Raw genomic sequence first — 26,218 nt, forward strand, 5'->3', positions numbered from 1 at the left:
TTCGCTGTGCGCTCTTCGCCGGGCCCGACAGGTCATTACCCGGCTTGTTCCTCATTCACGTTCACGTAGACGCGCGGGACGCGGGTTCCGATCCGGGTGACGATTTCGTACGCGATCGTGCCCGCCGCGCGGCCCCAGTCCTCGGCGGTCGGCTCGCCGCGGTCGCCCGGGCCGAACAGGATCGCCTCCGTGCCGGGCTCCGGCTCGTCCCCGCCGAGATCGACGGCGAACTGGTCCATCGCGACCCGGCCCGCGACCGTACGCCACTTGCCGTCGACCAGGACGGGGCCGGTGCCGGAGGCGTGGCGCGGGATGCCGTCCGCGTAGCCGACGGGCACCAGGCCGAGGGTCGTGTCGCCGGGGGTGGTGTAGTGATGCCCGTAGCTGACGCCGTGGCCGGCCGGAACGTGCTTCACCAGCGCGAGTGACGCGCTCAGCGTCATCACCGGGCGCAGCCCGAAGTCGGCCGGGGTGCCGAGCTCGGGGCTGGGCGAGATGCCGTAGACCGCGAGGCCGGTGCGTACGAGGTCGAAGTGGCTCTCGGGAAGGGTCAGTGTGGCGGGCGAGTTGGCGAGGTGCCGCACCTCGGGGCGGGCGCCCTGCTCCTCGGCGTACGCCACCATCTCGCGGAAACGGGTGAGTTGGGCCGGGATGGAGGGGTGACCGGGCTCGTCGGCGCAGGCGAAGTGCGACCAGAGACCGGTGACGGTGATCAGCCCCTGAGCCTCGGCGCTCAGGGCCTCCCTGACGAGTTCCGGCCAGTCGGCGGGCTGGCAGCCGTTGCGTCCGAGGCCGGTGTCGGCCTTGAGCTGGACGCGGGCGGGCGCGCCGGCGTCCCGGGCCGCTCGCACGACCTCCCGCAGGGCCCACATGCCGCTGACCGACACATCGAGATCGGCCTCGATCGCCTCCCGCCAGGGCCCTCCGGGCGTCCAGAGCCAGCACATGATGCGCCCCGGCAGACCGGCGGCCCTCAGTGCGAGGGCCTCCTCGGGGGTGGCGGTGCCGAGCCAGGTGGCACCCGCCTCGCGTGCCGCGCGGGCACACGGCACCGCCCCGTGGCCGTACGCGTCGGACTTGACCACGGCCATCACGGCCGCGGACGGCGCGTGGGCGCGCAGGGTCCGCACGTTGGCCCGCAGGGCTGACAGGTCGATCTCGGCGCGGGCGCGCAGGGCTGCTGTCTCGTTCATCGCGCCAAGTGTCTCAGAGGGGTCTGACACCACTCCGGCGCCGGTCCCGTGCAACGCTTTCTTCGCCCCCCGGCAGGAATTAGCCCCTCCGGCGTTTGAGGAGCGGGTCTGGGGCGGAGCCCCAGGTACGGGACGGGCAGGGGCGGAGGGGGCGAAAAACCCTCCCGGCGGTCACCCCGCGCGGACGTCCCGCCAGGCGTCCGGGATCGCGGCGGCCACATCGTGGGCCCCGGCAGGCGCCCCGTCCGCCGCGAACCGCCCCGCGAGCCCGTGGAGATACGCGGCCACACTCCCGGCGTCCAGCGCCGACAGCCCGGCCGCGAGAAGAGACCCCGCGAGGCCCGACAGCACGTCACCGCTCCCCGCCGTCGCCAGCCACGCCGTCCCCGTCGGATTCACCCGCACAACCCCGCCCCCCGCATCGGCCACCAACGTCGTCGCCCCCTTGAGGAGCACCGTCGCCCCGTACGCGGCCGCCAACTCCCGCACGGAATCCAGCCGAGCCCCCTCGACGGCCTGACGCGAGACCCCGAGCAGCGCGGCGGCCTCCCCGGCGTGCGGGGTCATCAGCGTGGGCGCGCGACGGGCCCGTACGGCGTCCCGGTCCGCGAGCCGCAACCCGTCCGCGTCCACCAGCACCGGCACCTCCGCGCCGAGCACCTCGGCGACCGACGACGCGTCGTCCCCGGCCCCGGGCCCCACCACCCACGCCTGCACCCGCCCGACCCGCGCGGGCCCCCGGTCGGACACGAGCGTCTCGGGAAAGGCGGCGATGACGGCGTCCGCCGCGGGCCCGACGTACCGCACGGCCCCCGCCCCGCCCCGCAGCGCACCGGACACGGCGAGCACCGCCGCCCCGGGGTAGCGCGCCGATCCGGCGGCGATCCCGAGGACCCCGCGCCGGTACTTGTCGCTCTCCGCCCCCGGCATGGGCAACAGCGCTGCCACATCAGCGTGCTGCAAGGCCTCCAACTCGGCCTCACCCGGAAGAGCGAGCCCGATGTCGACGAGCCGTACGGACCCGGCGTAGACGCGCGCGGGGTCGATGAGCAGCCCCGGCTTGTGCGTGCCGAAGGTCACGGTCAGATCGGCGCGGACGGCCGCGCCGTGCACCTCTCCGGTGTCGGCCTCGATGCCGCTCGGCAGATCGACGGCGACCACGGCGGCACGGGAGTCCGCGGCGAGCGCGGCCAGCGCCGCGGCGTCGGGCCGCAGCCCGCCCTTGCCGCCGATCCCGACAATGCCGTCGACGACGAGGTCGGCCCGCCCGATCAACTCCGCGACGATGCGCGCCTGCCCGTCGCCCTGCCCACCTGGAGCCACACGCGCGTCGTCCGTCCCTACGGGGGCCAGGCTCCCGCCGGACTCCACACTCCCACCCGCCCGCAGCAACGCGTCCAGCCCTCCGGCGTGCGCCCGTTCGGGGGCGAGGAGCACCGCGGTGACGCCCGCGCCGCGGCGGGCGAGGCGCGCGCCGGCGTACAGCGCGTCACCCCCGTTGTCGCCGCTGCCGACGAGCAGAACCACCCGGCTGCCGTACACCCGCCCCAGCAAGTCCGCGCAGGCGGCGGCCAGCCCGGCGGCCGCCCGCTGCATCAACGCTCCCTCAGGAAGCCGCGCCATCAACTCCCGCTCGGCGGCTCTTACGGTCTCCACGCTGTACGCAGTACGCATACCGCCGAGTCTCCCGCACCAGCGCCCACCGCGCCGCCCCTGGCAACGACTACCCCTCCGCCACCACGACCGCCGAAGCCACCCCCGCGTCATGGCTCAGCGACACGTGCCAGGCCCGTACGCCCAGTTCGGCCGCACAGGCGGCGACCGTGCCCTTGACGCGCAGGCGTGGCTGGCCGCTGTCCTCGACGTAGACCTCGGCGTCGGTCCAGTGCAGGCCCGCCGGGGCGCCCAGCGCCTTGGCGAGGGCCTCCTTCGCGGCGAAGCGTGCGGCCAGGGACGCGATGCCGCGGCGCTCGCCGCTCGCCACGAACAACTCCTGTTCCAGAAAGAGCCGTTCGGCCAGCCCGGGCGTGCGCTCCAACGCCGCCCGGAACCGGTCGATCTCGGCCACGTCGATACCGACCCCGATGATGCTCATGCCCCGCACCCTAAGGGGCGCGACCCGGCACCGGTCCATTTGGCGGGAATGTCTCACCGTTCCTGATCGAGCGGCGGTGAGGGAAGCCCGAAATGGTCGGCGATGATCCGCGCCGTGCGGGCGCCGTCGCTGTTGAAGCCGGGATCGGAGTCGTACGGGGTGTCCCGGCCGACGATCCCGGCGTCCAACAGCTCGCGCACGAGCAGATCGGCCATGCCCCCGGAGCGTCGTGATTCACGGCGCGCGCCGAGGTTGAAGTACGTCTGCTCGAACCCGCCGCGGCTGTAGGCGAACTGGAACCGGCGGAAACCGAACCGGCAGAACGCGTCACTCCACGGTCACCGACTTCGCCAAGTTCCGCGGCTGATCCACCTCGTTCCCCCGAGCCGCCGCCAACTCGCACGCGAACACCTGCAACGGCACGGTCGCCATCAACGGCTGCAGCAACGTCAGCGTGGCCGGGATCCGGATCAGGTGGTCCGCGTACGGCGCCACCGCCTCGTCCCCCTCCTCCGCGATGACGATCGTGCGCGCACCCCGCGCCCGGATCTCCTGGATGTTGGACACGATCTTGTCGTGGAGAACGGACCGCCCCCGGGGCGACGGCACCACGACCACCACGGGCAGGTCCTCCTCGATCAAGGCGATCGGCCCATGCTTCAGCTCACCGGCCGCGAAGCCCTCGGCGTGCATGTACGCCAGTTCCTTCAGCTTGAGCGCGCCCTCCAGAGCCACCGGATACCCGACGTGCCGCCCCAGGAACAGCACGGTGTCCTTGTGGGCGAGGGACCGCGCCAGCTCGCGTACCGGCTCCATGGTCTCCAGGACCCGTTCGACCTCGCGGGAGATCCGGGACAGCTCACGGATGACGGCCTGGATCTCGTCGCCCCACTTGGTGCCGCGGACCTGGCCCAGGTACAGGGCGACCAGATAGCAGGCGACCAGCTGGGTCAGGAACGCCTTCGTCGAGGCGACCGCGACCTCCGGACCCGCGTGCGTGTACAGCACGGCGTCCGACTCGCGCGGGATCGTCGACCCGTTCGTGTTGCAGATCGCCAGCACCTTGGAGCCCTGCTCGCGGGCGTGCCTCAGCGCCATCAGCGTGTCCATGGTCTCGCCGGACTGCGAGATGGCGACCACCAGGGTCCGCGGGTCCAGGATGGGATCCCGGTACCGGAACTCACTCGCCAGCTCCACCTCGCACGGGATGCGGGTCCAGTGCTCGATGGCGTACTTGGCGATCATCCCGGCGTGGAACGCCGTACCGCACGCGATGATGACGACCTTGTCGATCTCCCGGAGCGCGGCGCCCGGGATCCGCACCTCGTCCAGCGTCAGCGACCCGGACGCGTCGATGCGCCCCAGCAACGTATCGGCGACCGCCTTGGGCTGCTCGGCGATCTCCTTGAGCATGAAGTAGTCATAGCCCCCCTTTTCGGCCGCCGACGTGTCCCAGTCGACGTGGTACGAGCGCACGTCGGCCGGAAGGCCGTCGAAGCCCGTCACTGTCACCCCGTCCCGGCGCAGCTCCACCACCTGGTCCTGACCCAGCTCGATCGCCGACCGCGTATGGGCGATGAACGCGGAGACGTCCGAAGCGAGAAAGGCCTCGCCCTCTCCAACGCCCACCACGAGCGGCGAGTTCCGCCGCGCCCCGACCACCACGTCCGGGTCGTCCGCGTGCACCGCGACCAGCGTGAACGCGCCCTCCAGACGCCGGCACACCAGCCGCATCGCCTCTGCCAGGTCCGCGCACGCGGAGAACTCCTCGGCGAGCAGATGCGCGACCACCTCGGTGTCCGTATCGGAGGCCAGTTCGTGTCCCCGCTCGGCCAACTCGGCGCGCAGCACGGCGAAGTTCTCGATGATGCCGTTGTGGACGACGGCGACCCGGCCCGCGTTGTCCAGGTGCGGATGCGCGTTCGCGTCCGTAGGACCGCCGTGGGTGGCCCAGCGGGTGTGCCCGATGCCCGTCGTGCCCGCCGGCAGCGGCCGGTCGGCCAGTTCCTTCTCCAGGTTGACCAGCTTCCCGGCCTTCTTCGCGGCCGCGAGCCCCCCGTCCGCCAGGACGGCGACGCCCCCGGAGTCGTATCCCCGGTACTCCAGTCGCTTCAGCCCGGCCACCACCACATCAAGCGCCGACTGCGACCCCACGTATCCCACAATTCCGCACATGGCCGCAGCCTAAGCGCCGACGCCCGCCGCAACACGGCTCCGCGTGCCCGATTTCGGAAATTCCAGCCCCCCTTCGGACGCCCCAAGCGACCAGGACACCCGCGTGACGCACCCCACGCCCCACCCCGTCCACACCCCCGTAACAATGGACTGTGATCTCTCCGGTCTCCCCGATGCCCCGGAGCGCCCACCGGCAGAGGCCGGAGGCGACTCCCTACGTCGACCTCACCCGTACGGAGTGGAGCGCGCTGCGCGAGAAGACGCCGCTCCCCCTCAGCGCCGAGGAGGTCGAAAAGCTGCGTGGCCTCGGCGACGTCATCGACCTCGACGAGGTGCGGGACATCTACCTCCCGCTGTCCCGGCTCCTCAACCTCTACGTCGGCGCCACGGACGGCCTCAGAGGCGCCCTGAACACGTTCCTGGGCGAACAGGGCTCCCAGTCCGGCACGCCCTTCGTCATAGGCGTCGCCGGCTCCGTCGCTGTGGGAAAGTCGACCGCCGCCCGCCTCCTTCAGGCCCTGCTCTCCCGCTGGCCCGAGCACCCGCGGGTCGAACTCGTCACCACGGACGGGTTTCTTCTCCCCACCAAGGAGCTTGAGGCCCGCGGCCTGATGTCGCGGAAAGGTTTCCCCGAGTCGTACGACCGCCGCGCCCTGACCCGCTTCGTCGCCGACATCAAGGCGGGCAAGGACGAGGTCACCGCCCCCGTCTACTCGCACCTCATCTACGACATCGTGCCCGGCCAGAAGCTCACCGTCCGCCGCCCCGACATCCTCATCGTCGAAGGCCTGAACGTGCTGCAGCCCGCCCTGCCCGGCACGGACGGCCGCACCCGCGTCGGCCTCGCGGACTACTTCGACTTCAGCGTGTACGTCGACGCCCGCCCCGAGGACATCGAGCGCTGGTACATCGACCGCTTCAAGAAACTGCGCCAGACCGCCTTCCAGGACCCCGACTCGTACTTCCGCAAGTACACCCAGGTCTCCGAGGAGGAGGCGCTCGACTACGCCCGCACGACCTGGCGGACCATCAACAAGCCCAACCTGCTGGAGAACGTGGCGCCCACGCGCGGCCGCGCGACGCTCGTCCTGCGCAAGGGCCCGGACCACAAGGTGCAGCGCCTGAGCCTGCGCAAGCTCTAGCCCGCCCCCTGAACGCAACGTCGGCCTGTTAAAAAGGGCGTCATGCTGCATCTGCGCCTGATCACCCCGGCCAACAGAACCGACGACGTGGTCCGCCTGATCGAGAAGACGGTCGGCACCACCCACCTCGTCGTGATGCCGGGTGCCGCGCGCAACCCGGCCGGTGACGTCGTCATGTGCGACGTCGCGCGCGAGGCCGCTGACGAACTCATCGGCGCGCTACGGGCATTGGACATCGACAAGACGGGCTCGATCGCCGTCGAGAACATCGACCTGTCGATCTCCAAGCGGGCTGAGAAGGCCGAGGAGGAGGCACCGGGCGAGGCGGCGGACGCGGTGCTGTGGGAGCACTTGGCGGACGCGACGCACGAGGAGTCGACGCTGTCGTTCACCTACGTCGCCTTCATCACGCTCGCCACGATGATCGCGGCCTGCGGTGTGGTGCTCGACAACGCGATCCTGATCGTGGGCGCGATGGCGGTCGGCCCGGAGTTCGGGCCGCTGGCCGGCTTCTCCACGGCGATCGTCCAGCGGCACCCGCGACTGGCCCTGCGATCGATGATCGCGCTGCTGGCCGGCTTCGCCGTGGCCATGGTGGTCACGGTGGGATTCAGCTACTTCATGGACGCGGTCGGCCTGTTCACCCAGGAGCAGCTGGACGCGGACCGGCCCAACACCGGCTTCGTCTGGGCCCCCGACTGGTTCTCCTTCGTCGTGGCGGTCCTCGCGGGCACGGCCGGCACGCTGTCCCTGACCTCTTCGAAGTCGGGCGCCCTGGTGGGCGTGGCCATCTCCGTGACCACCGTCCCCGCGGCCGCCAACGCGGCCGTGGCCCTTAGCTACGGCGACTCGAAGCAGACCTGGGGCTCCACCGAGCAGCTCCTGCTGAACCTGCTCGGCATCATCCTCGCCGGCACGCTCACGCTCCTGGCCCAGAAGTGGCTCTGGGCCAGGCAGCGCGACCGACAAGCGAGAGAGGGAGCGAGGGCAGGCGGGAACTAGCCCAGCGCCGACTTCACGGCGTCCGCGAGGCGGCCCGCCACCGACCTGGCGTGGTCGATGTCGGCGGCCTCGACCATGACGCGCACGAGCGGCTCGGTGCCGGACGGGCGGAGCAACACCCGCCCGGTGGAGCCGAGTTCGCGCTCGGCGTCGGCCACGGCGGCGGACAGCTCGGCAGAGGTCTTCACCCGCGACTTGTCGACGTCGGGCACGTTGATGAGCACCTGCGGCAGCCGCTCCATGATCGAGGCGAGGTCCTGGAGCGTACGTCCCGTCTGGGCGACCCGGGCCGCGAGGAGCAGGCCGGTCAGCGTGCCGTCGCCGGTGGTGGCGTGGTCGAGGACGATGACGTGCCCGGACTGCTCGCCGCCGAGCGCGTACCCGTGCTCCTTCATCTCCTCCAGCACATAGCGGTCGCCGACCGCCGTCTGGACGAGGGAGACGCCCTCGCGCTCCATGGCGAGCTTGAAGCCCAGGTTGGACATGACCGTCGCGACAACGGTGTCGGAGCGCAGTGCGGAACGCTCCCGCATCGCCAGCGCGAGCACGGCCAGGATCTGGTCGCCGTCCACCTCGGCACCCGTGTGGTCCACGGCGAGGCAGCGGTCGGCGTCGCCGTCGTGCGCGATGCCGAGGTCGGCGCCGTGTTCGAGGACGGCGGCCTGGAGCTTGCCCAGGTGGGTGGAGCCGCAGCCGTCGTTGATGTTGAGCCCGTCCGGCTCCGCGCCGATCGTGACGATCTCGGCGCCGGCGCGGCTGAAGGCCTCGGGCGACACCCGGGCGGCGGCACCGTGCGCCTCGTCGAGGACGACCTTGAGACCGTCGAGGCGGTTCGGCAGGACGCCGATGAGGTGGGCGACGTACTGGTCGAGACCCTGGTCGTACGACGTCACCCGGCCGACGCCGGCACCGGTCGGGCGGTCCCAGGGGGCGCCGGTGCGGTGCTCCTCGTAGACGCGCTCGATCTTGTCCTCCAGCTCGTCGGCGAGCTTGTGGCCGCCGCGGGCGAAGAACTTGATCCCGTTGTCGGGCATGGCGTTGTGGCTGGCCGAGAGCATCACGCCGAGGTCGGCGCCCAGCGCCCCGGTGAGGTACGCCACCGCGGGGGTGGGCAGCACACCGACGCGCAGGACGTCCACGCCCGCGCTGGCCAGGCCCGCGACCACGGCTGCCTCAAGGAACTCCCCGGACGCGCGCGGGTCCCGCCCGACCACTGCTTTCGGCCGGTGGCCCTCGAACGTGCCGGCCTCGGCCAGTACGTGCGCCGCTGCCACGGAGAGTCCGAGCGCGAGCTCGGCCGTCAGATCCGCGTTGGCGACACCGCGCACGCCGTCCGTGCCGAAGAGTCGTCCCACTTGTCCTCCTGAGGAAGCTTCAGAGTTCGGAAGTCACCCGATCACACGAGCCTTTGAGCACCTTGTGCCGTTATACGCCCATGCCTGTGATAAACGAACGCCCCGGGGGCACTGTGGCGTGCCGCCGGGGCGTTCGGACGTACTCCGCGTACGGCGTGTAGAAGCTACACGCCGTACCCGTACGAGCAGGCAGCGAAGATTAACGCTTGCTGTACTGCGGGGCCTTGCGGGCCTTCTTGAGACCGGCCTTCTTGCGCTCGACCGCACGGTCGTCGCGCTTGAGGAAGCCGGCCTTCTTCAGGGCGCCGCGGTTGTTGTCGACGTCGGCCTCGTTCAGCGCACGGGCGACACCGAGACGGAGCGCACCGGCCTGACCGGAGACACCGCCACCCGCGATGCGGGCGATGACGTCGTAGCGGCCCTCGAGCTCGAGCACCTTGAAGGGCTCGTTGACTTCCTGCTGGTGCACCTTGTTGGGGAAGTAGTCCTCAAGGGTGCGACCGTTGATCTTCCACTTGCCGGTGCCCGGGACGATCCGGACGCGGGCGATGGCGTTCTTGCGGCGACCCAGGCCGGCGGCCGGCTGCGGCTCGCCGAAACGGGACGCCATCGACTCCGAGGTGTACTCGCCCTCAACGACGATCTCGGACTCGGTGGTGTAGCTGTCGATGTCGACGAGCTCAGTCTCTTCGACCGGCTGCTCAACAGTGTTCTCGGCCACGATTCTCCTCAGATTCTCTTCAGTCTTAGGGGGTGGCCGGACTTACTGCGCGACCTGGGTGATCTCGAACGGCACCGGCTGCTGGGCAGCGTGCGGGTGCTGGTCGCCCGAGTAGACCTTCAGCTTCGAGAGCATCTGACGGCCCAGGGAGTTCTTGGGGAGCATGCCCTTGACGGCCTTCTCGACGGCCTTCTCGGGGTTCTTGTCCATCAGCTCGTCGTAGCGGACGGAGCGCAGACCACCCGGGTAACCCGAGTGGCGGTACGCCATCTTCTGGGTCCGCTTATTGCCGGACAGGTGCACCTTGTCGGCGTTGATGATGATGACGAAGTCACCGGCATCGACGTGCGGGGCAAAGATCGGCTTGTGCTTGCCCCGCAGAAGGTTGGCGGCGGTGGTCGCCAGACGGCCGAGGACGACGTCCTGGGCGTCGATGACGTGCCACTGGCGAGTGATGTCGCCGGGCTTGGGGCTGTACGTACGCACGGTTCGTAGCCTTCGCTTCTTCAGTGAGTGGGTCCTGACAAGGCCACCACGGACGATCACGACAGCCCTGACCGCACTGCGGTGACGCATACCGCGTGCTGGTCGCTGGTCATCGGCCCCGGTGGACCGGTGTAAGGGCCCCCCACGTGAGAATGAGCAAGCCAATACACATAACGAACTGCAAGCCTACCCGCGCCGCCCCGCAGGGGTCAAAACGCCGAACAAGCGCCGCTACCGCTGCAGGCAGTCGTCCCGCCGGGCTACCGCTGCAGGCAGTCGTCCCGCCGGGCTATCGCTGTGGGCAGTCGTCCCGCAGGGCGGGACGGGCGGGCACAGCCTGCAGCGCCGGGCGCCTGGAAACCGGCCCCAGCGACAACCCCGGCCGCACGGCCACCGCGGCAGCCAGTACACACAAGGTAAGGCAGTCCCGATAGGCCCGCCGGGTCACCGGCTCCAGCCAGGGCCAGGTAACCCCCGGCACCTGGGGCACGAACGCCAGCCAGAACCAGGGCCCCCGAGCCACCGAGCCGGGACACGGCAGCCCCGCGAGCAGCAGCGGCACGACAACGAGCAGATAGTGGTCGTACGAAGGCCGGGAGACCAGAAACGCCGAGAGCATCAGCATCACCCCGGCCTCGACCACCCGCAGCGGCCCAGGCAGGGCAAGCCGCCACCGCCGGTACGCACACCAGACCCCCGCGAGCGCGGCCACGCCGGCCAGCACCCCGGCGACAGCCGCCGGCACCCCCAGCCGGGCGAGCACCGCCCCCGGCGAAGCCTCGTAGAGCCGTACGAAATCGTCATGCCCGCGCAGCAGAAACGGCAGCGTCCGCGTGACGAACCCCGCGGGATCCGGCATCAGCAGCGCCGCCCCGCCGGAAACCACCGCCGGAACCAGCACCAGGACGGCCAGCCCCCGCCACTCCCGGGCGAAGACGAAGAGCAGCGCCACCGGCGCGAGCAACGGCTTCAGCACGATCGCGGCACCGATCACCGCCCCCGCCGCGACCCACCGCCCCCGCACCGCACACAGCAACCCCAGCGGCAGCGCGAGCGCCGCCGTCACAGTCCAGTTGCCGAGCGTCACCAGGTGTCCGAAGGGCGCGAAACCCAGCGCGAGCGCGGTGAGCCCGAGCACGGCGAAGCGGCTGCGCCAGGAAATCCCGTGGATACGCAGCGCGCAGGCCCAGCCCGCCGCCAGCAGCGCGGTCACCGTCAGCGGGACGAGCACCCGCAGCGCGGCCAGTGGCAGCATCGCCTGCGGCACGGCCGCGAGCACCGCGCCCGGCAGATAGAGGAAGTGCGGGTCGGCGTAGGGCGAGCCCCCGTCCAGCCAGGTCCTGGCCGCCCGTACGACGATCGCGTTGTCCATCCCGCCGTCCGAGCTCGCGCGCGCCACGTTCACGACCGGGACGCAGAGCACCACCGCCAGGACCGCCCACGCGTGCCGGGACGCCCGCCGCACCAACCACCCGGACATGTCACTTTTGCCCTCGTTCATGCAGGTCACGCTAGGGGCTCAAGTGCACTGTGAAGCGGAACGGCACCCCCCAACGCCCGTCTAAGATGCGGCGCATGAGTTATGGGCAGGGTGGGCAGGGGCAGCCTCCGTGGAATCCCTGGAAGCCGGGATCTCAGCAGCCTCAGTGGGGAAACCAGACCGCCGATCAGACTCCTGACTGGGCGGCACTCGCCGAGGCGTCCGAGTCGCGCAACAAGCGCCGAAGGCTGCTGTTCATCGGCGCCGGCGCGCTTGCCACGATCGCGGTCGGCGCGGCGGTCGCCATGGCCGTCGTGAACGCGAACGGGGACGGCCAGGCCTCGAACCAGCCCTCCGACCTGCCCGCCACCGCGGACATCCCGAGCGACACCACCGGGCCGGCACCGTCGTTCGAGCCGACCTCGGCCCCTCCCCCGCTGGATCCGAAGGACTTCATATCCAGCGTGAAGAAGGACACGGCCCCGCTCAGCCCGGACATCCTCTTCCCCGGTACGACGCTGACGGTGGGCGACATCGTCTACCGCAAGGGTCCGACGGCCGACACCAAGAACTGCGCCTCGGCCGCGAAGAACACCCTCCCCGCGGTCCTCACCAAGAACGACTGCACGCGCGTCCTGCGCGTCACCTACACCAAGGACGGTGTCGCGGTGACGGTCGGCGTGGCCGTCTTCGACACCGAGGCCCAGGCGCTCAAGGCCAAGGGCGAGGCCGACAAGAAGAGCATCGTCGACTCGCTGTCCGGCAACGGCGTGAAGAACTTCTGCGACGCGGCGGTCTGCCGCTCCACCACCAACTCCTACGGCCGCTACGCCTACTTCACGATCGCCGGCTTCACCAACGGCAAGGACGTGACGACCAAGGACACCGCGGTCTTCACCACCGGCGACGACCTCCAGGAGTTCACCTTCCGGCAGATCGGCCGCCGTGGCCAGGCCCAGGCATCGGCCGCGGCCAACGGGTAGCCGCCTTCCGCGGCGGCCGGCCAGCCCGGTGAGCCGCCTTCCGCGGCGGCCGACCGTCCCGAGTGGCCGGCCGCCGCGGGGTCGTCCGCCGCGATCAGCGGCCCCGGCGCTCCAGCAGTTGCACCGTCATCAGGCGCATCCGCTCGGTGCGCACGACCTTGAACCCCCTGGCCAGTGCCGCGGCCGTACTCTCCCTCATCCGGGCGCGGACATCGCCGAACGTCGTCGACACCAGCCACAGCCGCCGCCGGCCCGCCAGGCAGGCCGCGGGCACATCGCACTCCTCCGGCGCGTACCAGCCGGTCTGCCGGGCTGTCCGCTTCACCACGACGTCGTCGGGCCGGGCGCCCTCGCCAGCTCGTACGCCAGGTGACCGCGCTCGGCGGACGTCATCGAGCCTTCCGTGCGTCGAAGCCGTAGAGGTCGTCCGCGGCGAGGCGCCGGAACTCGGCCAGGCCCTCCGGTTCGACCGTCAGCCTCCAGTCCTCGCGTGCCTTGTAGTCGAACCAGGCGAAGCCGACGATGTCGCGGGCGGGCGCGATGCCCTCGAAGAGAGCCCGCACATGGGTCGCCCTGAGCTCGCCGGGCATGGCGCCCGTCTCCAGGACGAGCATCGGCTCGCGGCTGAACCTGCGCACCTCGGCCATGGTCGCCCCGAACAGCCCCTCGAAGGTGTGCGGGTCCCAGTCGGTGAAGTACCCGATCAGGCCGACCCAGTCGACGTAGTTCTCGCCCGGGTAGAAGCGGCTGAGGTCGTCGTGGGTGTCCGGTTTGATGATGTTCGGCGACCAGGCCCAGATCACGTGGGTCGCGCCGACGTCCTCGAAGACGTCGTGGATGTGCCGCCAGGCCCGGACGTACTCCTTGGGCGTGGTCTCGGTGATCCCCCACTTCTCCCAGTCGCCGTTCATCTCGTCCGCGAAGCTGATCGCGACCGGGATGTTCAGGGTGCGGACCGCCGTCGCGTACTCCTTGATGTACGCGTCGGTCTCGCCGTCGGCGATCTCGGTGAGGGACGTCTTCTGCGGCTCCCAGGACACGATGGTCAGCGCACCGGTGTTCCAGGCGTTGCGGACACCCGTGGCGTCGAATCCGTCGCCCCAGGCCGCGTAGTACCGGATGAGATTCGGCCTCTTGCCGACCAGCCTGGTGTAGTCGTCCACCGGCTCCATGGAGTGCGGGGCCTTGGCCCGGGCGACGCCGAAGTACTTCTTCGCCGGCTGGAGCAACGGGCGTACGTCATAGGGCGGTTCCTGCGCGCCCGCGGCTGTGGCCGGGACGCGGGAACGGCCGCCGACGGTGCCCGGGCTGCACGCCGTCAGCGCGAGGGCGGCGGCGGTGAGCGGAACGAGCAGGGCGGCGGTGACACGGCACACGCGCATCAGTGGGCTCCCATCGCACGGGGCTGGACCAGGACTCGTCCGACGATCAGCGCGTAGAAGAGTCCGGAGGACAGAAGGAGGGCGAAGTCGGCCGGGTCGGGCATCAGCGTGCGCCAGCCGGCGGCGGCCACCCAGAGCACCGCGGTTCCACCGCCCCACAGCCACACAGCGGTCCGGTGCCGTGTGATTCCGCTCCGCTTCGCCGCGGCGGAACCGGTGGCCTGCCAGCCCATGCGGCGGCCGCGCAGGATGTCCCAGATAGCGAAGACGTGCGCCCAGCCGTACATCATGCGGACCGCCCACGCCTCCAGGCGGTAGCTGGCCGAGTCGTCGAGGGCGAACGGCTCGCAGGGGCCCGGGTAGTCGTCGGCGAGCATCCGTACATGGGTCCAGGTGTTGTGCAGCACCTCGATCGGCTCACCGCACACCGGCAGGAAGACATCGACCGAGGGATAGGTGCCGGGGCGCCATGCGCCCACGAGTCTTCGATGCCGCTCCACGTCGAAATCGCGGCTGCACAGATTCACCCGCAGCGAGATCAGGTAGTACAGCACCGTGAACGTCAGGAGGGGGGCGAACAGCCACAACAGCGGGGAGGAGGACGCCAGTCGGAACTGACTCAGCGCCGGACAGGACACGCTGACCATCGAAGTGACCGTGAGCATCCACAAGCGGCGCTTGGGGTAGGCGTACTTCTCGTCGTCCGACGGCGGCAGCGGCAGCAGTCCGGGCTGCGCCGGCTGGTCCGAGGGCGGCCTGAGGGTCTGCTGCCGTCTCGTCCCGGGGCGCACCACACGGGCGGCCTCAATTGAACTCATCCAGGTCTCCCAGACCACCCGCCTCGCGCGGAACGAGGCGATGTGCCGGGAAATCTAAAGTGGCGTCAACTGGCCACGCTGGTGACACAAGCGAACGGGTTCACGCTTAACCCGAAATAATGGAGCACCTAACCGAAATGCCATAATCAAGCGCTGATACGGTCATTGCCCTTTTCCCTGGTGGCGTCTCAGGAACGCTCGGCGGCGAACGGTCCGCCGGTGCGGAAGACCAGCTCGGCGAAGCGTTCGCCGATGCGGCAGTGCGTGGCGGCGTCCGGGTGGAGCTGGTCGGGCAGCGGCAGCTCGACGAAGTCCGCCGCGCCGTAGAGGTCACGGCCGTCGAGGTAGTACAGATGGGGGTCCTCGGCCGCCCGCTGCTTCACGATGCGGGAGAGCTCGTCCCGGATGACGCCCAGCGTCAGCTTCCCGGCGACGCGCTCCGCGGGGTCGCCCGCGGCCCGCAACCGCAGCCTCCCAGCGCTGAGATCGCTGAAGTCCGGGGCACTGGGGCCGGGGGTGTCCTCGTGGATGGGGCACAGGATCGGCGAGACGACCAGCAGCGGCGCGGTGGGGTGCCCCTCGCGGATGGTGTCGAGGAAGCCGTGCACCGCCGGGGTGAAGGCACGCAGCCGCATCAGGTCGGTGTTGACCAGGTTGATGCCGATCTTGACGCTGATCAGGTCCGCGGGGGTGTCGCGCAGGGCGCGGGCGGTGAACGCGTCGAGCAGGGCACCGCCGCCCAGGCCCAGGTTGATCAGATCCACACCGCCGAGGGAGGCGGCCAGCGCGGGCCAGGTCGTGCTGGGACTGGCGGCGTCGGAGCCCTGGCTGATCGAACTCCCGTGGTGCAGCCACACTTTGCGGCCCCCCTGCGGCACAGCCTCGACAGGGGCGTCGGTGCGCAGGGCGACCAGCTGGGTCACCTCGTTGTGCGGCAGCCAGATCTCGACGGCCTTCACCTGACCGGGCAGACCGGCGAACCGGACGGTGCCCACCGGTCCGGGCCGGGACTCCGCGGAACCGGTGGTCATGTCCACGATCAGGGCATTGCCGCCGGGCGCGCTCGCCCGGCCGGCCGGGCGGCCGTCGACGAGCAGGTCGTACACGCCGTCGGGACGGGGCGGGGCACCCAGGTAGACCGTCTTGGTGGGAAGCGTGTCCAGCTCGACAACGGTCGCCCGGGTTCGGAAGACCAGCCGCACGCCGGAGGGCTGGGCCTCCGCCATGGCCAGCTGCCCGTCGGCGCACTGAGCCCGGGCCCGGGCGGGCAGCCGGTGCGGCAGCACCCCGTGCTGGGTGCGCTCCAGCTCCAGCGCGCCACGCAGGAGGTCCGCCGTGATGTCCGTGGTGATCAGGTCCGCCGGCCGTTCCGTGAAGGAGGAGCCGGGGACGTCGTCGTACTGGTCGCTCATGACCTCAGCTTGTCATTACGCTCATGACCTCAGCTTGTCATTAACAGGCTGCACACCCTGCTGCCCCGGGCAGCGACCGCTTGTTCCGCGCCTCCTTGCTCCGCGCGGCCAGCAACTCGTCGGCGGGATACCCGACCTCCTCGAGCGTCAGCCCGTGCGGCCGTACGACATGGACGGCGGAGTCACGCACACCGGCGGCCAGCACCTTCCCGGGCCAGTCGGTCCCGCGATGCCCGTCCCCCACGAACAACAGCGCACCGATCAGCGACCGCACCATGTTGTGGCAGAAGGCATCGGCCCGCACGGTCGCGGTGATGATCCCGTCCTCACCCCGCACCAGGCTCAGCTCCTGGAGCGTACGAATGGTGGTCGCACCCTCGCGCCGCTTGCAGTACGCGGCGAAGTCGTGCTCCCCCAGGAGCCGCCCTGCTGCCTCGTTCATGGCGTCCACGTCGAGGGGCCAGTCGTGCCAGAGGACGTGACCGCGCAGCAGCGGATCGACGCCACCGGGGTTGTCGGTGACGCGATAGGCGTACCGCCGCCAGATCGCGGAGAAGCGGGCATTGAAACCGCTGGGCGCCTCCCTGAGAGCCCACACCCGCACATCCTTGGGCAGCCGCCCGGCAAGCCGCTTGAGCAGCTTCCCGCGGTGCTCGCCCCAGACCTCCAGAGGCAGATCAACATGCGCCACCTGCCCGCGTGCATGCACTCCGGCATCGGTCCGCCCGGCCACGGTCAGCTCGTACGCGGTGTCCCCGGACCGCGTCACCGTCCGTAGCGCGTCCTCGATCTCCGCCTGCACGGTCCTACGCTCACCGGCCTGCTTCGCCCACCCATGGAACGCGGTCCCGTCGTAGGACAGTTCCAGACGCACACGCACAAAACCGGGCTGTACTTCGTCACTCACAGATAGATCCTCTCAGGCCGGGGGCAGACAGACAGGCTGGCGGACCGCCGCCAGGCTGCGGGACAGCCAGGCCGGCGGACCGCCGCCAGGCTGTGGGCAGTCGTTGCGCAGCGGCGATGAGGGTCCCCCCGCTCTGGGGGTACCTCCCAGGCCCTTAAGGCACTGGGGGAGAAGCCGAGAGTGGGGGGAGGGTGGGCACAGCCGGACCCGCAGCCGCGTACGGCGCTCGCCCCCGCCCGCGGAACGCGAAAGCGGGCCCGCCCCGCAGGGGGCGGACCCGCTCAACGCAAGGCAGAGCCTCAGGCGTCCTTGGACTCCTCGGCGGCCTGCTCGGCCGGCTTGGCGTCCTCGACGGCCTCGGCGGCCTCGGCGGCAGCCGGAGCCGCAGCCTCGGCGTCCTTCGCGGCACGCTTCGTCGCCGCCTCGGCCTCACCGGTGGCCTGCTGGGCCACGGTCAGGGCCTCCACCAGCTCGATGACAGCCATGGGCGCGTTGTCGCCACGGCGGTTACCGATCTTGGTGATACGGGTGTAACCACCCGGGCGGTTCTCGTAGCGCGGGCCGATCTCGGTGAAGAGCGTGTGCACGATGCTCTTGTCCGTGATCACCGAGAGCACCTGACGGCGGTTGTGAAGGTCACCCTTCTTCGCCTTGGTGATCAGACGCTCCGCGTACGGGCGCAGGCGGCGGGCCTTCGCCTCGGTGGTGGTGATGCGGCCGTGCTCGAACAGCGACTTCGCGAGGTTCGCGAGGAGCAGCTTCTCGTGCGCGGCGCTGCCGCCCAGACGGGCACCCTTGGTGGGCTTCGGCATGGTGTTTCTCCTAGGTGTCTGCCCCGGCCGTATCAGGTACCGAGGTCAGTATCCGAGCGGGCGGGTTTGCCCGTCGGAGACCCGCGCCCCGTAAGGGGCGCGGGGAAATGCGCGACCAGCCACAGCGGGCCCGCAGCCAAGACCCGGTGATCGGTCCCGAGCTCTCAGTACTGCTCGGTCTCGACAAAACCGGCGTCGGCGTCGTCATCGGCCCCGAAAGCGTCGGCCGCGGCCGTGGGGTCGAATCCGGGCGGGCTGTCCTTCAGGGCGAGACCCATCCCGGCCAGCTTCGCCTTGACCTCGTCGATGGACTTCGCACCGAAGTTGCGGATGTCCAGGAGGTCGGCCTCGGAGCGGGCGACGAGCTCACCCACGGAGTGGATGCCCTCACGCTTGAGGCAGTTGTACGAGCGAACGGTGAGCTCGAGCTCCTCGATCGGCAGCGCGAGATCGGCGGCCAGGGCGGCGTCCGTGGGGGACGGGCCCATGTCGATGCCCTCGGCGTCGATGTTGAGCTCGCGGGCGAGCCCGAAGAGCTCGACCAGCGTCTTACCGGCGGAAGCCATGGCGTCACGCGGACGCATGGCCTGCTTGGTCTCGACATCGACGATCAGCTTGTCGAAGTCGGTGCGCTGCTCGACACGCGTGGCCTCGACCTTGTACGTGACCTTCAGAACCGGCGAGTAGATGGAGTCGACCGGGATACGGCCGATCTCCTGGCCCACCTGCTTGTTCTGCACGGCGGAGACGTAACCGCGACCGCGCTCGACGGTCAGCTCCATCTCCAGCTTGCCCTTGCCGTTGAGCGTGGCGAGGACGAGGTCGGGGTTGTGCACCTCGACACCGGCCGGCGGCGCGATGTCAGCGGCGGTGACCAGACCCGGCCCCTGCTTGCGCAGGTACATCACGACAGGCTCGTCGTGCTCCGAGGAGACAACCAGCTGCTTGATGTTGAGGATCAGGTCGGTGACGTCCTCCTTGACGCCCGGCACGGTGGTGAACTCGTGCAGGACACCGTCGATGCGGATGCTGGTGACAGCAGCGCCGGGGATCGAGGAGAGGAGGGTACGACGCAGGGAGTTGCCGAGGGTGTAGCCGAAGCCCGGCTCCAGCGGCTCGATCACGAACCGGGAGCGGAACTCGTCGACGACCTCTTCGGTCAACGAGGGACGCTGAGCAATCAGCATGTTGCGATCCTTCAGTCAGGGGCGCCCGCTATTTGACGCCCTGCTCACCGGGCGGTAGCCCGATGTTGTTACTCCTGCAAGGGTACGGGCGGCACGCCTCCGAGGAGACGTACCGCCCGAAACCTAAGACAACCGTGCGTCAGACGCGGCGGCGCTTGGGCGGACGGCAGCCGTTGTGCGGGGTCGGGGTGACGTCCTGGATGGAGCCGACCTCGAGACCGGTCGCCTGGAGCGAACGGATGGCGGTCTCACGACCGGAACCCGGGCCCTTGACGAAGACGTCGACCTTGCGCATGCCGTGCTCCTGGGCGCGGCGGGCAGCCGACTCGGCGGCCATCTGCGCGGCGAACGGCGTGGACTTCCGGGAGCCCTTGAAGCCGACGTGGCCGGCGGATGCCCAGGAGATCACGTTGCCCGACGGGTCCGTGATGGAGACGATCGTGTTGTTGAACGTGCTCTTGATGTGCGCGTGGCCGTGAGCGACGTTCTTCTTTTCCTTGCGGCGCACCTTCTTGGCAGCGCCCTGACGACCCTTGGGGGGCATCTATTACTCCTACGGGGAGGTGGTCGGTCCTACAGCGAAGACCGCTGGTATGCGGTGTTCCGGGACGAACCGGGAATTCCGCAGCGTCCGCTGAGGACTACTTCTTGCCCGGCTTCTTCTTACCGGCGATGGCGCGACGCGGGCCCTTGCGGGTACGAGCGTTCGTGCTGGTGCGCTGACCGTGGACGGGCAGGCCACGACGGTGGCGAATCCCCTGGTAGCAGTTGATCTCGATCTTGCGGCGAATATCGCCCTGGATCTCGCGACGGAGGTCGCCCTCGGTCTTCAGGTTGGCGTCCACGTACTCGCGGATCTTGACCAGCTCCTCCTCGGAGAGGTCGCGAACGCGGGTGTTCGGGTTCACACCGGTCTCGGCCAGCGTCTGCTGGGAAAGGGTCCGGCCGATGCCGAACACGTAGGTCAGGGCGACCTCCACACGCTTTTCGCGCGGGATGTCAACACCGGAAACGCGTGCCATTCAATGGCTCCAGTTGTCGTTCGGAGGTCTTCCGCAGAACCGATTCCCAGCCGCCGTACGAGGTACGTTCTGGGTCCCCGGCCTCCGACCGGGGGTATCGGGCGATCATTCGCCCGGGTTCTGCGTATGAACATGTATTGCTTGCGTCGCGCGAAGTTCTGCGGATGCAGAGGTTCGGTCGTGCGTCAGCCCTGGCGCTGCTTGTGGCGCGGGTTATCGCAGATGACCATGACCCGACCGTGACGGCGGATCACCCTGCACTTGTCGCAGATCTTCTTGACGCTCGGCTTGACCTTCATTAGGTGAGGTTCTCCGGGTCAGTGCCACCCCCCGCGTCCCGGAACCGGGAGCACGGAGTAAAGGCAAGATCTACTTGTAGCGGTAGACGATCCGGCCACGCGTCAGGTCGTACGGAGACAGCTCCACCACGACCCGGTCGTCAGGGAGGATGCGGATGTAGTGCATACGCATCTTGCCACTGATGTGTGCCAGGACCTGGTGGCCGTTCTGGAGCTCGACCTTGAACATGGCGTTCGGCAGAGACTCGACGACAGTGCCCTCGATCTCGATGGCACCTTGCTTCTTGGCCACGCTTTGCCCTTCGAATCGACTACCTTGATCGACTCCGTACGAGCGCATGCAGGCATGCGGGTGCACGAGAGCCGACGAGTCAGTCTACGTCAGGGCCCTCGGAAAGACGAATCGAGAGAGAATGCCCTGCTCTGCAGATCATTAAGCCAGCGGGTCCGGAGCCGCGGTAATCCCGTACGCGGCCAGCTTGGCCTTGCCGCCATCGGGAGCCGTCAGCACCAGGGGCCCGTCCTCCGTCAGGGCGACGGAGTGCTCCCAGTGCGAGGACCACGTGCCGTCGATCGTCACAACGGTCCAGTCGTCCTGGAGGACCTCGGTCTTCGGTGTGCCCAAGGACACCATCGGCTCGATGGCGAGGCAGAACCCGGGGACCAGCTTCGGCCCCTTGCCCCGCTTCCGCTCGACGTAGTTCAGCAGGTGCGGGTCCATGTGCATCTCGGTCCCGATGCCGTGGCCGCCGTAGTCCTCGATGATCCCGTACCGCCCGCCGCCGACCTTCGGCTGCCGACGGATGTAGGTCTCAATGGCGCGCGACACATCCACGAGCCGATTTCCCTGCTTCATAGCGGCGATACCGGCCCACATCGACTCCTCGGTCACCCGGGACAGCTCAACGAGCTCCGGAGCGTGACCGCCGCCCACGAACGCGGTGTACGCGGCGTCCCCATGCCAGCCGTCCACGATCGCACCGGCATCGATCGAGATGATGTCCCCGTCCTTCAGAACGGTCTTCTCATCCGGAATCCCGTGGACAACAACCTCGTTCGCCGAGGTGCAGATCGTGGCGGGGAACCCCCCGTACCCGAGGAAGTTCGGCTTCGCCCCGTGCTCGGCGAGCACCTTCCGCGCGACCTCGTCGAGATCCTTGGTGCTGGCACCGGGCACGGCGGCCTCACGCGTGGCCGCATGAATGGCGGCGACGACCAGCCCCGCCTCACGCATCTTGGCGATCTGCTCGCGGGTCTTGATCTGCACCATGGAACTGCGGCCTTTCTGGACCGGGAGACGAAGGACAACGTCAACGATACGGGGACCGACCCGCCTCCACGTACGCCAGCACAACCCGCAGCCCCCGACCCACCGCAGGCAGGACGCCTTTCGCCCCCGCCGCCCCTACCCTCCCCCACTCTCGGCTTCTCCCCCAGTGCCTTAAGGGCCTGGGAGGTACCCCCAAGCGGGGGGACCCCCATCGTCCCTGGGGGCTGCCGCCCCCAGACCACCGCATCGGCCTGAACGGCCTCGTCCTCAAACGCCGGACGGGCTAAAAGATCTCCAGCGCCGGACGGGCTGGGGGTGGTGCACCCGCAGTCGCCAGCGCACGGAAGGGGCCGTGCCGTGCCGGTACATCACATGCCCGTCGCCTACGCCCGGATCTGGAAACGTCTCCCTACAGGCCAACGTCTGATCCACCGGCGACGGGCGGATGTACCGGCACGGCACGGCCCCGACCCACCACCCACCCCCGGAATGCGGACCGGCACCGCCTACGACGTAGACGGTGCCGGTCCGACGCGCCAAAACGCGCCCCCGCAAGAAAAAATCACGCGTCGCGCGACAACGCCTCCATCGCCCGCCCCGTAACCTCAGACACCTGACCAAGCGCAGAGATCGTCACGACAAGCCCCTGAGCCTTGTAGTAGTCGATGATCGGCTCGGTCTGCGTGTGGTACACCTCAAGGCGCTTACGGACGGTCTCCTCGGAGTCGTCATCCCGCTGGTACAGCTCGCCACCGCAGACGTCACAAACGCCTTCCCGCTTCGGCTGCTTGTACGCGACATGGAAGACATGCGCCGAGTCGTTACGGCAGATCCGGCGGCCGGCGATGCGCTTGACCACTTCGTCCTCGGGAACCTCCAGGTCGAGCACCGCGTCCAGCTTCATGCTCTCGACCTTGAGCATCTCGTCCAGCGCCTCGGCCTGCGACACATTGCGCGGGAAGCCGTCGAGCAGGAAGCCGTTCTCCGCGTCGGGCTGCTCCATGCGGTCCTTGGCCATCGCGATGGTGACCTCGTCCGGAACCAGCTCGCCCTTGTCCATGAAGGACTTCGCCAGTTTGCCGAGCTCCGTCTGCTGGCTGATGTTGGCGCGGAACAGGTCGCCCGTGGAGATGTGCGGGATCGACAGGTTCTTGGCGAGGAACGCAGCCTGCGTTCCCTTGCCGGCACCGGGCGGCCCGACGAGGACGATTCGCATCAGCGGAGGAACCCTTCGTAATTGCGCTGCTGGAGCTGGCTCTCGATCTGCTTCACCGTCTCCAGACCAACACCCACGATGATCAGGATGCTGGTGCCACCGAACGGGAAGTTCTGGTTTGCCCCGAAACCAACCAACGCCATCGTTGGCACAAGAGCGATCAGACCCAGATACAGCGAACCCGGCCAGGTGATCCGGTTGAGCACGTAGCTCAGGTACTCAGCGGTCGGTCGGCCAGCCCGGATGCCCGGGATGAAGCCACCATACTTCTTCATGTTGTCCGCGACTTCCTCGGGGTTGAACGAGATAGCCACGTAGAAGAACGCGAAGAAAACGATCAGCACGAAGTACACGCTGATGTAAATGGGGTGATCACCCTTGGTCAGGTTCTGCGTGATCCAGGTCTTCCAGGCGGAGTCACCGCTGGAGAACTGGGCGACCAGCGCCGGGATGTAGAGCAGCGACGAGGCGAAGATCACAGGGATGATGCCCGCCTGGTTGACCTTCAGCGGGATGTACGTCGACGTACCGCCGTACGACCGGCGGCCGATCATGCGCTTCGCGTACTGGACCGGGATGCGGCGCTGGGCCTGCTCGACGAAGACCACCAGACCGACCATGACCAGACCGACGGCGATGACGGTGCCGAACTCGATCCAGCCGTCGGCCAGGGAGCCCTGCTCCTTGATGGCCCACAGCGCGGACGGGAAGGTCGCGGCGATCGAGATGAACATCAGGATCGACATGCCGTTGCCGATGCCGCGGTCGGTGATGAGCTCACCGAGCCACATGACGACGGCCGTACCGGCGGTCATGGTGACGACCATCGTGATGGTGACGAAGATCGACTGGTCGGGCACGATCTCGGTGGCCACCTGGCAGCCGCTGAACAGGGCGCCGCTGCGCGCGGTCGCGACGAGACCCGTGCCCTGGAGGATGGCGAGGGCCACCGTCAGGTAACGGGTGTACTGCGTGATCTTCGCGGTGCCGGCCTGGCCCTCCTTCTTGAGGGCTTCGAGGCGTGGGATCACCACCGTCAGCAGCTGCAGAATGATGCTCGCCGTGATGTAGGGCATGATGCCGAGCGCGAAGATCGTGATCTGCAGCAGCGCGCCACCACTGAACATGTTGACCAGACCGAACAGACCCTGGTTGCCCTTGGCGATGTCGATACAGGTCTGCACGTTCCGGTAGTCGACGCCGGGGATCGGAATGTGGGTACCGACCCGGTAGACCACGATGATGCCGAGCGTGAAGAGCAGCTTCTTGCGCAGGTCGGGCGTCTTGAACGCCCGGGCGAACGCGGTGAGCACGGTGCCTCCTGCGACCCCCGCGCAACTGCGTCAGAGGTGACGGTCTTGAGGTTCGACGGATAACTGACAGCTATCCAACAGTCAAAGACCGTCCGGAGTTCCCTGAGGCCCACCGGACGACCACGGGGCGCGAGCCCCATATATCTCTAGTACTGCGGACAGTGCAGGCCACCTTACCGGCGACACTGCCCACCTTGGAACGACCAACCGGGGATGCCCCTTTTGTGGGGCATCCCCGGTCGGGATCGCTCAAGTCATCGAGACGCCTGGTGAAATCAGACGAGCTCGGTGACGGTACCGCCGGCGGCGGTGATCTTCTCCTTGGCGGAGCCGGAGACGGCGTCGACCGTCACCTGCAGCGCCACGGAGATCTCGCCCTGGCCGAGGACCTTGACGAGGCTGTTCTTGCGAACGGCACCCTTGGCGACGAGCCCCTCGACGGTGACCTCGCCACCCTCCGGGTACAGCGCGGCCAGCTTGTCGAGGTTCACGACCTGGAACTCGGTCTTGAACGGGTTCTTGAAGCCCTTCAGCTTCGGGAGACGCATGTGGAGGGGCATCTGCCCACCCTCGAAGCGCTCCGGAACCTGGTAGCGGGCCTTCGTGCCCTTGGTACCACGACCGGCCGTCTTACCCTTCGACGCCTCACCACGACCCACACGGGTCTTGGCGGTCTTGGCGCCCGGGGCGGGACGGAGGTTGTGGATCTTCAGCGGGTTGTTCTCCGCCATGATCAGTCGACCTCCTCGACCGTCACGAGGTGGCGGACGGTGTGCACCATGCCGCGGAACTCGGGGCGGTCCTCCTTGACGACCACGTCGTTGACCCGCTTGAGGCCAAGCGAACGCAGGGTGTCACGGTGGTTCTGCTTGCTGCCGATGTACGACTTGACCTGCGTGATCTTGAGCTGAGCCATTACGCACCAGCCCCGGCACGCGCACGCAGCAGAGCCGCGGGGGCGACGTCCTCGAGCGGCAGACCGCGGCGGGCCGCGATCTCCTCGGGACGCTGCAGGCCCTTGAGGGCCTCCACGGTCGCGTGCACGATGTTGATCGCGTTGTCGGAGCCCAGGGACTTCGACAGGATGTCGTGAACGCCCGCGCACTCGAGCACGGCACGCACCGGGCCACCGGCGATAACACCGGTACCGGGGGAAGCCGGCTTGAGCAGGACGACGCCCGCGGCCTTCTCACCCTGGATGGGGTGAGGGATGGTGCCCTGGATACGGGGGACCTTGAAGAAGTGCTTCTTGGCCTCCTCAACACCCTTGGCGATGGCGGCCGGCACCTCCTTGGCCTTGCCGTAACCGACACCCACGGTGCCGTCACCGTCGCCCACTACGACGAGCGCAGTGAAGCTGAAGCGACGACCACCCTTCACAACCTTGGCGACGCGGTTGATCGCGACAACGCGCTCAACGTACGCGGTCTTCTCGGCGGCAGCTGCGCCGCCGTCACGGCCCTTCCGGTCCCGCCGCTCGCCGCCACCGGCACCGCCACCGCGGCGCTGGGGTCCAGCCATTGGAATTACCTCTCTCTGTTTCCGCTAGCTACGGAACCGACTCAGAACTTGAGTCCGGCTTCGCGGGCGGCGTCCGCCAGGGCGGCGATGCGCCCGGCGTACTGGTTTCCACCACGGTCGAATACGACAGCCTCGACACCGGCAGCCTTGGCGCGCTCGGCAACCAGGGCGCCGACCGACTTCGCCTGCGCGGACTTGTCGCCCTCGCCACCGCGGATCGTGGTGTCCAGGGTCGACGCCGACGCCAGGGTGTGACCCTTGATGTCGTCGATGACCTGGGCCACGATGTGGCGGTTCGAACGCGTCACGACCAGGCGCGGACGCTCAGCCGTACCCGAGATGTGCTTACGGATCCGGATGTGACGACGCTTGATGGCAGCACGCTTGTAAGCGTCGCCCTTAGCAATCTTGACACCGTATGCCATGG

General features: G+C 69.0%; 30 protein-coding genes. 3 read left to right on the forward strand and 27 right to left on the reverse strand.

All coding sequences use genetic code 11. The annotated features are described in order from the left end of the window. Positions 1 to 35 precede the first annotated feature (35 nt). From alr to glmS, 5 genes are all read right to left on the reverse strand, one after another. Positions 36 to 1,193 (reverse strand): alanine racemase, encoded by a 1,158-nt coding sequence (gene alr / locus C4B68_RS16005; protein WP_099500649.1) that lies wholly within the window; start codon positions 1,191 to 1,193, stop codon positions 36 to 38. Positions 1,194 to 1,364: 171 nt separating this feature from the next. Continuing rightward, positions 1,365 to 2,867: an NAD(P)H-hydrate dehydratase gene (locus tag C4B68_RS16010; protein WP_099500648.1), complete on the reverse strand. Its 1,503-nt coding sequence runs from the start codon at positions 2,865 to 2,867 to the stop codon at positions 1,365 to 1,367. Between the two features lie 49 nt (positions 2,868 to 2,916). Next, a complete protein-coding gene (locus C4B68_RS16015; RefSeq protein WP_099500647.1) occupies positions 2,917 to 3,288 on the reverse strand; it encodes a holo-ACP synthase in 372 nt (123 codons plus the stop codon). A 53-nt stretch (positions 3,289 to 3,341) separates the two neighbouring features. After that, positions 3,342 to 3,503, reverse strand: a complete 162-nt coding sequence (locus C4B68_RS16020) for a hypothetical protein (protein WP_240634375.1) — start codon at positions 3,501 to 3,503, stop codon at positions 3,342 to 3,344. Positions 3,504 to 3,615: 112 nt separating this feature from the next. Continuing rightward, positions 3,616 to 5,463 (reverse strand): glutamine--fructose-6-phosphate transaminase (isomerizing), encoded by a 1,848-nt coding sequence (glmS, locus tag C4B68_RS16025; RefSeq protein WP_099500646.1) that lies wholly within the window; start codon positions 5,461 to 5,463, stop codon positions 3,616 to 3,618. Between the two features lie 173 nt (positions 5,464 to 5,636). Between glmS and coaA the strand changes: the two genes are divergently transcribed. Further along, positions 5,637 to 6,605: a type I pantothenate kinase gene (gene coaA, locus C4B68_RS16030; RefSeq protein ID WP_167459096.1), complete on the forward strand. Its 969-nt coding sequence runs from the start codon at positions 5,637 to 5,639 to the stop codon at positions 6,603 to 6,605. Between the two features lie 42 nt (positions 6,606 to 6,647). Next, positions 6,648 to 7,607: a DUF389 domain-containing protein gene (locus C4B68_RS16035; protein ID WP_099500644.1), complete on the forward strand. Its 960-nt coding sequence runs from the start codon at positions 6,648 to 6,650 to the stop codon at positions 7,605 to 7,607. Here C4B68_RS16035 and glmM read toward each other — a convergent pair. The 4 genes from glmM to C4B68_RS16055 all read right to left on the reverse strand — a co-directional run bounded on the left by glmM (position 7,604) and on the right by C4B68_RS16055 (position 11,670). Beyond that, a complete protein-coding gene (gene glmM / locus C4B68_RS16040) occupies positions 7,604 to 8,962 on the reverse strand; it encodes a phosphoglucosamine mutase (RefSeq protein ID WP_099500643.1) in 1,359 nt (452 codons plus the stop codon). The genes C4B68_RS16035 and glmM overlap by 4 nt on opposite strands. Positions 8,963 to 9,161: 199 nt before the next feature. Continuing rightward, on the reverse strand, positions 9,162 to 9,683 hold the full coding sequence (rpsI, locus tag C4B68_RS16045) for a 30S ribosomal protein S9 (RefSeq protein WP_099500642.1): 522 nt from the start codon (positions 9,681 to 9,683) through the stop codon (positions 9,162 to 9,164). Positions 9,684 to 9,725: 42 nt separating this feature from the next. Further along, the gene (rplM, locus tag C4B68_RS16050) at positions 9,726 to 10,169 is read right to left on the reverse strand and encodes a 50S ribosomal protein L13 (RefSeq protein WP_099500641.1); all 444 of its coding nucleotides are present in this window, start codon (positions 10,167 to 10,169) and stop codon (positions 9,726 to 9,728) included. A gap of 289 nt (positions 10,170 to 10,458) precedes the next feature. Beyond that, the gene (locus tag C4B68_RS16055; protein WP_099500775.1) at positions 10,459 to 11,670 is read right to left on the reverse strand and encodes a glycosyltransferase family 87 protein; all 1,212 of its coding nucleotides are present in this window, start codon (positions 11,668 to 11,670) and stop codon (positions 10,459 to 10,461) included. Positions 11,671 to 11,744: 74 nt separating this feature from the next. Here C4B68_RS16055 and C4B68_RS16060 point away from each other — a divergent pair, with 74 nt between their 5' ends. Next, positions 11,745 to 12,632 (forward strand): hypothetical protein, encoded by an 888-nt coding sequence (locus C4B68_RS16060; protein ID WP_099500774.1) that lies wholly within the window; start codon positions 11,745 to 11,747, stop codon positions 12,630 to 12,632. 94 nt (positions 12,633 to 12,726) lie between these two features. On the opposite strand, the gene C4B68_RS16065 is transcribed toward C4B68_RS16060, so the two are convergent. From C4B68_RS16065 to rplR, 18 genes are all read right to left on the reverse strand, one after another. Continuing rightward, positions 12,727 to 12,957, reverse strand: coding sequence for a hypothetical protein (locus tag C4B68_RS16065; RefSeq protein WP_143674302.1), 231 nt, complete (start codon positions 12,955 to 12,957; stop codon positions 12,727 to 12,729). A 64-nt stretch (positions 12,958 to 13,021) separates the two neighbouring features. Continuing rightward, complete coding sequence (locus tag C4B68_RS16070; protein ID WP_099500639.1) at positions 13,022 to 14,014, reverse strand: glycoside hydrolase family 26 protein; 993 nt, start codon at positions 14,012 to 14,014, stop codon at positions 13,022 to 13,024. Continuing rightward, positions 14,014 to 14,832: a glycosyltransferase family protein gene (locus C4B68_RS16075; RefSeq protein ID WP_306511184.1), complete on the reverse strand. Its 819-nt coding sequence runs from the start codon at positions 14,830 to 14,832 to the stop codon at positions 14,014 to 14,016. Before C4B68_RS16075 ends, C4B68_RS16070 begins: the two co-directional genes overlap by 1 nt. A gap of 188 nt (positions 14,833 to 15,020) precedes the next feature. Continuing rightward, on the reverse strand, positions 15,021 to 16,244 hold the full coding sequence (locus C4B68_RS16080) for a GDSL-type esterase/lipase family protein (RefSeq protein ID WP_099500638.1): 1,224 nt from the start codon (positions 16,242 to 16,244) through the stop codon (positions 15,021 to 15,023). Between the two features lie 40 nt (positions 16,245 to 16,284). Further along, complete coding sequence (truA, locus tag C4B68_RS16085; RefSeq protein ID WP_099500637.1) at positions 16,285 to 17,151, reverse strand: tRNA pseudouridine(38-40) synthase TruA; 867 nt, start codon at positions 17,149 to 17,151, stop codon at positions 16,285 to 16,287. A gap of 299 nt (positions 17,152 to 17,450) precedes the next feature. Continuing rightward, a complete protein-coding gene (gene rplQ, locus C4B68_RS16090) occupies positions 17,451 to 17,963 on the reverse strand; it encodes a 50S ribosomal protein L17 (protein WP_099500636.1) in 513 nt (170 codons plus the stop codon). Between the two features lie 164 nt (positions 17,964 to 18,127). Continuing rightward, complete coding sequence (locus C4B68_RS16095; protein ID WP_003966937.1) at positions 18,128 to 19,150, reverse strand: DNA-directed RNA polymerase subunit alpha; 1,023 nt, start codon at positions 19,148 to 19,150, stop codon at positions 18,128 to 18,130. A gap of 139 nt (positions 19,151 to 19,289) precedes the next feature. Continuing rightward, positions 19,290 to 19,694 carry a 30S ribosomal protein S11 gene (rpsK, locus tag C4B68_RS16100; RefSeq protein WP_003956432.1) on the reverse strand — a complete coding sequence of 135 codons (405 nt, stop codon included), beginning with the start codon at positions 19,692 to 19,694 and terminating at the stop codon, positions 19,290 to 19,292. 97 nt (positions 19,695 to 19,791) lie between these two features. Continuing rightward, positions 19,792 to 20,172 (reverse strand): 30S ribosomal protein S13, encoded by a 381-nt coding sequence (gene rpsM / locus C4B68_RS16105; RefSeq protein WP_099500635.1) that lies wholly within the window; start codon positions 20,170 to 20,172, stop codon positions 19,792 to 19,794. A 185-nt stretch (positions 20,173 to 20,357) separates the two neighbouring features. Further along, on the reverse strand, positions 20,358 to 20,471 hold the full coding sequence (rpmJ, locus tag C4B68_RS16110) for a 50S ribosomal protein L36 (RefSeq protein ID WP_003974245.1): 114 nt from the start codon (positions 20,469 to 20,471) through the stop codon (positions 20,358 to 20,360). Positions 20,472 to 20,541: 70 nt separating this feature from the next. Continuing rightward, entirely contained in the window at positions 20,542 to 20,763 is a 222-nt protein-coding gene (gene infA / locus C4B68_RS16115; RefSeq protein WP_003948620.1) for a translation initiation factor IF-1, read from the reverse strand. A 141-nt stretch (positions 20,764 to 20,904) separates the two neighbouring features. Then, on the reverse strand, positions 20,905 to 21,741 hold the full coding sequence (gene map, locus C4B68_RS16120; protein ID WP_099500634.1) for a type I methionyl aminopeptidase: 837 nt from the start codon (positions 21,739 to 21,741) through the stop codon (positions 20,905 to 20,907). Between the two features lie 562 nt (positions 21,742 to 22,303). After that, entirely contained in the window at positions 22,304 to 22,957 is a 654-nt protein-coding gene (locus tag C4B68_RS16125; RefSeq protein ID WP_099500633.1) for an adenylate kinase, read from the reverse strand. Then, positions 22,957 to 24,270, reverse strand: a complete 1,314-nt coding sequence (secY, locus tag C4B68_RS16130) for a preprotein translocase subunit SecY (RefSeq protein WP_099500632.1) — start codon at positions 24,268 to 24,270, stop codon at positions 22,957 to 22,959. The genes C4B68_RS16125 and secY overlap by 1 nt, the downstream gene beginning before the upstream one ends. A 275-nt stretch (positions 24,271 to 24,545) precedes the next feature. After that, positions 24,546 to 25,001 (reverse strand): 50S ribosomal protein L15, encoded by a 456-nt coding sequence (gene rplO, locus C4B68_RS16135; protein ID WP_003974249.1) that lies wholly within the window; start codon positions 24,999 to 25,001, stop codon positions 24,546 to 24,548. A gap of 2 nt (positions 25,002 to 25,003) precedes the next feature. Next, the gene (rpmD, locus tag C4B68_RS16140) at positions 25,004 to 25,186 is read right to left on the reverse strand and encodes a 50S ribosomal protein L30 (protein ID WP_037929587.1); all 183 of its coding nucleotides are present in this window, start codon (positions 25,184 to 25,186) and stop codon (positions 25,004 to 25,006) included. After that, a complete protein-coding gene (gene rpsE / locus C4B68_RS16145; protein ID WP_030788249.1) occupies positions 25,186 to 25,791 on the reverse strand; it encodes a 30S ribosomal protein S5 in 606 nt (201 codons plus the stop codon). The genes rpmD and rpsE overlap by 1 nt, the downstream gene beginning before the upstream one ends. 41 nt (positions 25,792 to 25,832) lie before the next feature. Further along, positions 25,833 to 26,216, reverse strand: a complete 384-nt coding sequence (rplR, locus tag C4B68_RS16150; protein ID WP_099500631.1) for a 50S ribosomal protein L18 — start codon at positions 26,214 to 26,216, stop codon at positions 25,833 to 25,835. Between the last annotated feature and the right edge of the window lie 2 nt (positions 26,217 to 26,218).

The organism is Streptomyces dengpaensis (genome assembly GCF_002946835.1).
Taxonomy (GTDB): Bacteria; Actinomycetota; Actinomycetes; order Streptomycetales; family Streptomycetaceae; genus Streptomyces; species Streptomyces dengpaensis.

Bases quoted from the DNA above. Each gene is read 5' to 3' on its own strand.
- C4B68_RS16125 (WP_099500633.1), bottom strand. From the start codon at position 22,957: ATGCGAATCGTCCTCGTCGGGCCGCCCGGTGCCGGCAAGGGAACGCAG.
- rpmJ (WP_003974245.1), bottom strand. From the start codon at position 20,471: ATGAAGGTCAAGCCGAGCGTCAAGAAGATCTGCGACAAGTGCAGGGTG.
- C4B68_RS16060 (WP_099500774.1), top strand. From the start codon at position 11,745: ATGAGTTATGGGCAGGGTGGGCAGGGGCAGCCTCCGTGGAATCCCTGG.
- rpsM (WP_099500635.1), bottom strand. From the start codon at position 20,172: ATGGCACGCGTTTCCGGTGTTGACATCCCGCGCGAAAAGCGTGTGGAG.
- glmS (WP_099500646.1), bottom strand. From the start codon at position 5,463: ATGTGCGGAATTGTGGGATACGTGGGGTCGCAGTCGGCGCTTGATGTG.
- C4B68_RS16075 (WP_306511184.1), bottom strand. From the start codon at position 14,832: ATGAGTTCAATTGAGGCCGCCCGTGTGGTGCGCCCCGGGACGAGACGG.
- C4B68_RS16020 (WP_240634375.1), bottom strand. From the start codon at position 3,503: ATGGCCGATCTGCTCGTGCGCGAGCTGTTGGACGCCGGGATCGTCGGC.
- C4B68_RS16070 (WP_099500639.1), bottom strand. From the start codon at position 14,014: ATGCGCGTGTGCCGTGTCACCGCCGCCCTGCTCGTTCCGCTCACCGCC.
- rplO (WP_003974249.1), bottom strand. From the start codon at position 25,001: ATGGCGGAGAACAACCCGCTGAAGATCCACAACCTCCGTCCCGCCCCG.
- C4B68_RS16010 (WP_099500648.1), bottom strand. From the start codon at position 2,867: ATGCGTACTGCGTACAGCGTGGAGACCGTAAGAGCCGCCGAGCGGGAG.
- rplQ (WP_099500636.1), bottom strand. From the start codon at position 17,963: ATGCCGAAGCCCACCAAGGGTGCCCGTCTGGGCGGCAGCGCCGCGCAC.
- C4B68_RS16035 (WP_099500644.1), top strand. From the start codon at position 6,648: ATGCTGCATCTGCGCCTGATCACCCCGGCCAACAGAACCGACGACGTG.
- alr (WP_099500649.1), bottom strand. From the start codon at position 1,193: ATGAACGAGACAGCAGCCCTGCGCGCCCGCGCCGAGATCGACCTGTCA.
- coaA (WP_167459096.1), top strand. From the start codon at position 5,637: ATGCCCCGGAGCGCCCACCGGCAGAGGCCGGAGGCGACTCCCTACGTC.
- C4B68_RS16055 (WP_099500775.1), bottom strand. From the start codon at position 11,670: ATGAACGAGGGCAAAAGTGACATGTCCGGGTGGTTGGTGCGGCGGGCG.
- map (WP_099500634.1), bottom strand. From the start codon at position 21,741: ATGGTGCAGATCAAGACCCGCGAGCAGATCGCCAAGATGCGTGAGGCG.
- rpmD (WP_037929587.1), bottom strand. From the start codon at position 25,186: ATGGCTCAGCTCAAGATCACGCAGGTCAAGTCGTACATCGGCAGCAAG.
- C4B68_RS16015 (WP_099500647.1), bottom strand. From the start codon at position 3,288: ATGAGCATCATCGGGGTCGGTATCGACGTGGCCGAGATCGACCGGTTC.
- rpsE (WP_030788249.1), bottom strand. From the start codon at position 25,791: ATGGCTGGACCCCAGCGCCGCGGTGGCGGTGCCGGTGGCGGCGAGCGG.
- C4B68_RS16095 (WP_003966937.1), bottom strand. From the start codon at position 19,150: ATGCTGATTGCTCAGCGTCCCTCGTTGACCGAAGAGGTCGTCGACGAG.
- rpsK (WP_003956432.1), bottom strand. From the start codon at position 19,694: ATGCCCCCCAAGGGTCGTCAGGGCGCTGCCAAGAAGGTGCGCCGCAAG.
- rplR (WP_099500631.1), bottom strand. From the start codon at position 26,216: ATGGCATACGGTGTCAAGATTGCTAAGGGCGACGCTTACAAGCGTGCT.
- C4B68_RS16080 (WP_099500638.1), bottom strand. From the start codon at position 16,244: ATGAGCGACCAGTACGACGACGTCCCCGGCTCCTCCTTCACGGAACGG.